General features: G+C 62.8%; 1 protein-coding gene and 1 pseudogene. Both read left to right on the top strand.

Annotated features, from left to right (window positions below; all coding sequences use genetic code 11):
- A partial coding sequence (gene tnpC, locus ACTJI6_RS24075; RefSeq protein ID WP_440804292.1) for an IS66 family transposase occupies positions 1-884 on the top strand: 884 nt, incomplete at its 5' end.
- Positions 839-1,030 (top strand): annotated as a pseudogene (locus ACTJI6_RS24070) (hypothetical protein); the annotation flags it as partial. The gene tnpC and the pseudogene ACTJI6_RS24070, both read left to right, overlap by 46 nt.

Below are 1,030 nucleotides of genomic sequence, written 5' to 3'. Positions count from 1 at the left end.
CCGTGGTGATGGCCAGCGACCTTTTGCATGCGGATGACACCTCGATCCGAGTTCTGGATCGTTCACTTCGCGACAAGGGTCTGGGCAAGGGCGTGAAGAAGGGCCGGATCTGGGCCTATGTGCGGGATCAGCGCCCTTGGGCGGGGGCCGCCCCGCCAGGCGTGACCTACCGGTTTGCTCCAGATTGGAAGGAAGGACATGTTCTCAAACACCTCGGCCAATCCAGCGGCATCCTGCAGGCTGATGCCTACAAGGGCTATGCCAAGCTCTACGATCCCGGAGCAGACGGCGCGGCCCGCTTCCGCGAAGCCGCATGCTGGGCTCATCTGCGGCGAGACTTCCATGATGCCTGGACCCTGACCAAATCCGAGATTGCGCGAGAAGCGCTTGACCGGATCGGTGCGCTTTACGACATCGAGCGCAACATATCGGGCCAGTCGGCCGATGTTCGTCTGGCCGCACGCCGGGCTCACACTAGGCCAAAGGTCGAGGCGTTCCGGGTCTGGGCCGAGCAGCAACTGACCCGCATTCCCGGCAAGAGCGACTTGGCCAAGGCCTTCCGCTATGCTCTCAGCCGCTGGCGCTCATTCTGCCTGTTCCTCGAAGACGGCCGGGTGGCGATCGACAACAATCCGGCCGAGCGAGCCCTGCGCCCGATTGGACTCGGAAGAAAAAATTGGCTCTTCGCGGGGGCCGATACCGGCGCCGAAACACTGGCCCGCGCCATGACGCTCATTGAAACCGCCAAGATGAACGGCCTCGACCCGCAGACCTATCTGGCCGACATCCTGGGCCGCATCCACGACCACAAGATCAATCGGCTTGACGACCTGCTGCCATGGAACTGGTCATCGCGGGCCGCCCCGCAGGCCGAGGCCGCCTGATGGCAACCGTCACTCACATCTGCACCCTCGACTACGTCGCCAAGATGCTGGGCGAAGATCCGGAGCTTCTGGAAGCCATTGTCTACAACGATGACAATCTGACCTATGGCTCCATCATCAGCGTCTACACCGGGCCGGACGAGGCC

This window comes from Paracoccus sp. 22332 (assembly GCF_052045125.1).
GTDB classification, from domain to species: Bacteria; Pseudomonadota; Alphaproteobacteria; order Rhodobacterales; family Rhodobacteraceae; genus Paracoccus; species Paracoccus haematequi_A.
The sequence above is the reverse complement of the archived record's forward strand: the minus strand, read 5'-3'. Positions and strand labels throughout refer to the sequence as shown.